Source organism: Paenibacillus sp. AR247, from assembly GCF_002968895.1.
Classification (GTDB): Bacteria; Bacillota; Bacilli; order Paenibacillales; family Paenibacillaceae; genus Paenibacillus_AQ; species Paenibacillus_AQ favisporus.
The window spans coordinates 291519-297378 of record NZ_PCZT01000006.1; the positions used below are offsets into that span (position 1 = coordinate 291519).

Genomic DNA, 5860 nt, shown 5'->3' on the forward strand with positions numbered 1-5860 from the left:
ACCTCTTATATGGACGATATACTTACTTATAACGCATTGTTTGTTAAATAGTATACCAAGTGGTGCGAACTAACTCAACTTTATTGTATAAATCCGGGTCGAGTAGATAGGTTGTCGATGCGATTTATCTTGAAAATTGTTGATTTTATCCGGAAATATGAGATTTGTGCCGGTGTGAATGAATGGTATACTAATAACGTTGTAATAAAATCATAAATCTATATATTGACGGCCAAATTAGTATGTGTTATCCTTCGCTTAGCATAATAACTCCGGGGAAAATGCATATGGTTTTACCTGCTTGATGAGTACGTTTAATTTTTGTCTAACCGTCTTAACCGTTGCAGAGATTTAAGCTTGCACGCCTGTTTGAAAGCGTTTCGATCTCGGGGAGAAGGTATTTAACAGCATGAATTGAATGCGCTTTCAAGGGCGATCGTATCCGATGTGGTTTTTCGGTGAAGAACGGCCGGAGTTCAAACGATGACTTGAAGTAACTAGAAAAGGGGTGTTTATGTTGGCGGCAACCAATAAAAAGCGATGGTCCAAACTGTGGAAACACCGATATCTGTACCTGATGGTGTTGCCCGGTATGATCACGGTGCTGGTCTTCAGCTACTTTCCGATGTATGGAATCACCATCGCCTTCAAGGATTACAACGCATCAAAGGGGATTATGGGAAGTCCTTGGGTCGGCTTTAAATATTTCACCACGTTTTTTCATGACCCGATGGCTTTCCGTGTGTTAAAAAACACGCTGCTTCTAGGTTTGTATACGCTGCTGTGGTCGTTTCCTGCACCTATTATCCTCGCCAGACCGTTTCTTACTTTCCTCATTTTATTTCGGTAGTTATCGTTGCGGGGATGCTGAAGGACTTTACGGCGAGAGACGGCCTCTTCAACCAAATCATTACATACTTCGGCGGCACCCCGATCATGTTTCTGCTGGAGCCGGGTTATTTCCGGACGATCTTCATCTCTTCCGGCATATGGCAGGGGGTTGGCTTTGGAACAATCATTTACCTTGCCGCTTTGAGCGGGATCGACCCGACCTATTACGATGTGGCGGAAGTGGACGGAGCGAGCCGGTGGAAAAAGATCGTGCACATTACCTGGCCCTCGATCAAACCGACAACGATCATTCTGCTGATTTTTGCCTTGGGCGGAATTCTGGGATCCGATTTTCAGAAAATTATTCTGCTGTATTCGCCTGAAACTTACAGCGTGGCTGACGTCATTGGATCGTATGTATACCGTCAGGGGATCCTCGGCGCAAGATACGAGTACACCACGGCCATCGGATTATTTATGTCGGTCATCTCCTTTGTCATCTTGTACATTTCCAATTGGGTCAGCCGCAAAGTCTCGGAGACGAGTTTGTTTTAGGGGGGATAATCTTGAGAAAAATCAGCTTCGGTTCCAGAGTGTTTGACGCCTTTAATATTTTCATCATGCTGTTGATCCTTGTCGTTGTGCTGTACCCCATTCTGAATATTATCGCTACCTCCTTCAGCAGCGGGAAGTACATCGCCTCGGGAAGCGTTACGATTTGGCCGAAAGGCTTTACCGTACAGGCTTACGCAGACGTATTTAAAGACTCGCTCATTTATAAGGGGTATCTGAATTCCATCCTTTACGCGGTAGGTTCTACCGGTATTATGCTGCTGTTTACCTCGCTTCTGGCTTATCCGCTGACCATTCCCGGATTTGCGGGAAAGAAATTTATCACCATCTTTCTGATGATCACCATGTTTTTCAGCGGGGGCTTAATTCCTACTTACCTGCTAATGCGCAGTCTGCATCTGCTTGACACCGTTTGGGTCATGATCCTTCCCGGCGCGGTTGGAGCTTACAATGTGTTTTTGTTCCGAACCTTCTTTTCGAATGTGCCGGCAGAGCTGAAAGAATCGGCAGTCATGGATGGAGCAAACGATGTCGTCGTCCTGTTCCGAATCGTACTGCCGTTGTCGAAGGCATTGCTTGCGACATTTGCCTTATTTGGTTTGGTAGGAAGCTGGAACAGCTGGTTTGAAGCGCTAATCTATCTTAAGGATCAGGATAAGTATCCGCTGCAAATGATTCTGCGAAACTATTTGTTTGCGCTGGATACCAACGCGATCCAAGGCAGGGTAGGCGCCGGTAACGTGGCCATCAATTCATCGGGATCAACGCTTGATCCGAAGGCGATCCGAATGAGCGTGATCATCATTACGATGTTCCCTATTATGGCGATTTACCCATTCTTTCAAAAGCATTTTACGAAGGGCGTATTAGTGGGAGCGATTAAGGGCTGACATCATATGTTCAACATGGATGTAAGAGGAAAAATTCTTTTACGCCATATTAAAATAATCAAATTTCAAGGAGGAATTGGGATGGTTAAAAAAGCAAAAATGCTCAGCCTGATCCTGGCTTGCATGCTGGCCTTTTCCGTAACGGCCTGCTCCAAGTCCGACGAGACTTCCAAGGATTCTGCGGATGGCGACACGTTATCTTTTTCTGTCACGCTTCCGTCGAGCGGGGTGGACAACGAGAACAGCATGATCGGCAAGGAATGGAAAAAGCAGATGGAAGCCAAGCTGGGCAAAAAACTGAATATTAAGTTAATTATATTCCGTCATCGGAATATGACGAAAAAGTAAGCTCACGATTGCGAGCGACGATTTGACGGTATTTTTTCGCGCCATTATTTTACGATATCACGGACATGGCTGAACAAGGCCAAATTCTTGAGCTCAGCCAATATAAGGATTTAATGCCCAACTATATGAACTATCTCAGCAAGGTGAAGAACGGCATGGCGCGTGTGACCAATCCCGAAGGGAAAATGTACTCATTCAAAGAAACTTCGACACCCAGATTTCCGGAGGATAAAGGCTTGCTGATTCAAAACGTATCCGCTTACAGATACGATGTATTCAAAGCGAACAACATCAAAATTCCGGAAACGCTGGATGAATTTTATGACGCGGCCAAAAAGCTGAAACAGCTGTATCCCGATAAGTACCCGGTGGATACGAAATGGAACAGTTTAAGATCGCTCTTCTCGGCGAATCACATCAAGGACGACATTTACTGGGATGGCAGCAAATACGTGTACGGCATTTTTAATGAAGGGTATAAAGACGCCCTTCAGTTCGCGAACAAGCTGTATTCGGAGCAGCTGCTGGATCCCGAGTATACGATTGATACGGACGACACGATCCGGAAGAAGGCGATGAATGGCGATACTTTCATGTGGCTGACCCAGTGGTTTACGGAGCCGGGAGATTACACAAGGAATGCGGATGACGGCAAAATATTTGCAGTTTCGCTGTACCCGGACAATCCGAAGTACGGAAAGGCATGGCAGGAAGCGACGAACGGAAATACCCCGGACCTGGGCTGGGCCACGTTCTGCATCAGCTCTAAAGCCAAAAATCCGGAAGAATTAATCAAGCTGATCGATTTACAGTATTCCGACGAAAACATCAGGCTCGTGACTTGGGGAATTGAAGGAACGACCTACAAAATTGGAGAAGACGGCAATCCGACCTTTATGGATTCGTTTAAAACGGCGAAGGATCCATGGCTGGAAGGGGATAAGTACGGGATCCGGGCAAGCAAAAATTATAACCCGGGTTTGCAAATGGTCAACGATGCCAGAGCATTTGTAGATTTTGCCGCAACGGATTATACCGTATTTAACGGCAAGTATGAGGAAGTCCCGCTTGAAAAGTCGCCTTATCTGACAAGTCTGCCAATGCCGAACAACGATTATGTCCCTTCGTGGTACAGCGAGCCGGCCATCCAGTTCACACCGGACGAAAGCCAGGAAATATCCGAGATCATGAATCCGATCAAAACGTTCGTTACGGAAGAGCAGGCAAAGTTTGTCGCCGGGAAGCAGAGCTTTGACAACTGGCCGAAATTTATCGATCAGGTTAAAAAAATGGGCGATATCGACAAAGTGTTGAAGATTTACAACGATGCGGCCCAAAGAGTCCAGTCCAAAACGTCCTAACCAACAGCATCGAGACCATTCCACCAATGACAAATCGACAAGAAGTCGGGAGGAAGCCGAGATGGTATTGAAGATGAAAATGTGGAAGCAGGCGGGTGCATGGACCTGCGCCGCGCTGCTGTTAGTCACGATGGCACCGGGCGTTACGCCGGCCCAGGCTGCAGGAAGTAGCGCCGAGCAAAAAGCAGGCAGCACGTTAAAAAAGGTACAGGAGCCGTTCATGATCAAGATCGTGGATGCCGAGACGGGCCGGGGCATTCCGTTGGTTGAGCTGAAGACGACGAATAACATTTTGTATTATACGGACAGTGCGGGCGTCGTGGCATTTGACGAACCGGGGTTGATGGATACGACGGTCTTCTTCCATATGTCCAGCGACGGCTACGAAATTCCCGCCGACATGTTCGGCAACCGCGGGCAGGCGGTCGAAGTTACGCCTGGCGGCAGCGTTACGCTACAGATGAACCGGGTCAACATTGCCGAGCGGCTGTACCGGGTGACCGGCCAGGGCATTTATCGGGACAGTCTGCTGCTCGGTTTGAATACGCCGATTCAACAGCCGGTTATCAACGGTCTGATTATGGGCCAGGATTCCGTGCAGACGATCGAATACAACGGGAAGCTGTACTGGTTCTGGGGCGATACGGACAGACCCGCCTACCCGCTGGGAAATTTCCGCACGACGGGCGCGACGTCGGAGCTGCCGCAAAACGGCGGGCTTGATCCGGATGTCGGCGTGAATCTGAAGTATTTTACCAAAGAGGACGGATTTGCCAAAAGCATGGTGCCGACGCTTCCCGACGGAGGAAACATGGCTTGGATTTTCGGTCTGATGACAGCAAAGGACAGCACGGGAAAAGAGCGTCTGCTAACGGGTTACACGACGTTAAACCCTGACATCGTTGCGCGTGGCATCCTCGTCTTCAACGATCAGACGGAGCAGTTCGAACAGGCTGTCCAGTTCCCTTCCAAGGACGATTGGCGCCATCCGGGCGGTCAGGCGACCTATTACGAGGAGAACGGCAAGGGCTACTGGCTGTTTACCGAGCACCGGATCCCGAACTTACGTGTGGCCGCCAGCTACGACGCCATCACCGACTATACCCAATACGAGTCGTTTACGTGCCTGACGCCGGGAGCGGCTTACGACGGCGCGAATACGTCCCTTGAGCGCGACCAGAACGGCAAGCTGGTATGGGGCTGGAAGAAGAACACCCCGGTGCTGACCCAGGATCAAGAAAAAGAATTGATCGGGTTTGGCCTGATCAAGGCGGACGACCCGCGCTACTATCAGCTGAAAGATGCCGATACCGGCGAAGAGGTTTCGCTGGCCCAAAGCTCCGTCGAATGGAATGATTACCGTCAGCGCTATGTCATGATCGGACAGCAGGTGATGGGCAAAACGTCGGTTCTCGGGGAAATGTGGTACGCGGAAGCAGACTCGCCCCAAGGCCCTTGGACGACGGCGAAGAAGATCATTACGCATAACAACTATACCTTCTATAACCCGGCCCAGCACAAGTTCTTCTTTAAAGACGGCGGACGCGTCATTTACTTCGAGGCGACCTATACGAATACGTATACAGACCATACTCCAACACCGCGCTACAACTACAACCAGGTCATGTACAAGCTGAATCTTGACGATCCGCGGCTTGGTCTTGAGCCAGTTCAGAACCGCAAGTGACGGCTGATGCGGAAGCGGACATTATTCGCTGATCCCAATAGGGCACTCCGCCCAGGAGGTAAACGAAATGAAATGGAAGCCTTGGAAAAGCGCGGGCATCTGGACCTGTGTCATGCTGACGGTCATGACGGCGCCGGGCGCCGCGATGGCGGCTCAGGCGGAAGGGAATA

4 protein-coding genes and 1 pseudogene are annotated in these 5860 nt (G+C 49.2%); all 5 read left to right on the forward strand.

Annotation, left to right across the window (positions count from 1 at the left end; all coding sequences use genetic code 11):
* Positions 1-514 precede the first annotated feature (514 nt).
* The 5 genes and pseudogenes from CPT76_RS06310 (at position 515) to CPT76_RS06325 (ending at position 5690) form a co-directional block, all read left to right on the forward strand.
* Positions 515-1386, forward strand: a pseudogene (locus CPT76_RS06310) (ABC transporter permease).
* 11 nt (positions 1387-1397) lie between these two features.
* Positions 1398-2294 (forward strand): carbohydrate ABC transporter permease, encoded by an 897-nt coding sequence (locus CPT76_RS06315; RefSeq protein WP_105442276.1) that lies wholly within the window; start codon positions 1398-1400, stop codon positions 2292-2294.
* An 81-nt stretch (positions 2295-2375) separates the two neighbouring features.
* The gene (locus CPT76_RS39085; RefSeq protein ID WP_258168140.1) at positions 2376-2642 is read left to right on the forward strand and encodes a hypothetical protein; all 267 of its coding nucleotides are present in this window, start codon (positions 2376-2378) and stop codon (positions 2640-2642) included.
* Positions 2643-2707: 65 nt separating this feature from the next.
* Positions 2708-4003, forward strand: a complete 1296-nt coding sequence (locus CPT76_RS06320) for a type 2 periplasmic-binding domain-containing protein (RefSeq protein WP_258168141.1) — start codon at positions 2708-2710, stop codon at positions 4001-4003.
* A gap of 61 nt (positions 4004-4064) precedes the next feature.
* On the forward strand, positions 4065-5690 hold the full coding sequence (locus tag CPT76_RS06325; protein WP_258168142.1) for a DUF4185 domain-containing protein: 1626 nt from the start codon (positions 4065-4067) through the stop codon (positions 5688-5690).
* Positions 5691-5860: the final 170 nt, after the last annotated feature.

Excerpts from the sequence above, each read along its gene's own strand:
- CPT76_RS39085 (WP_258168140.1), top strand. The coding sequence starts at position 2,376 with ATGGTTAAAAAAGCAAAAATGCTCAGCCTGATCCTGGCTTGCATGCTG.
- CPT76_RS06320 (WP_258168141.1), top strand. The coding sequence starts at position 2,708 with ATGGCTGAACAAGGCCAAATTCTTGAGCTCAGCCAATATAAGGATTTA.
- CPT76_RS06325 (WP_258168142.1), top strand. The coding sequence starts at position 4,065 with ATGGTATTGAAGATGAAAATGTGGAAGCAGGCGGGTGCATGGACCTGC.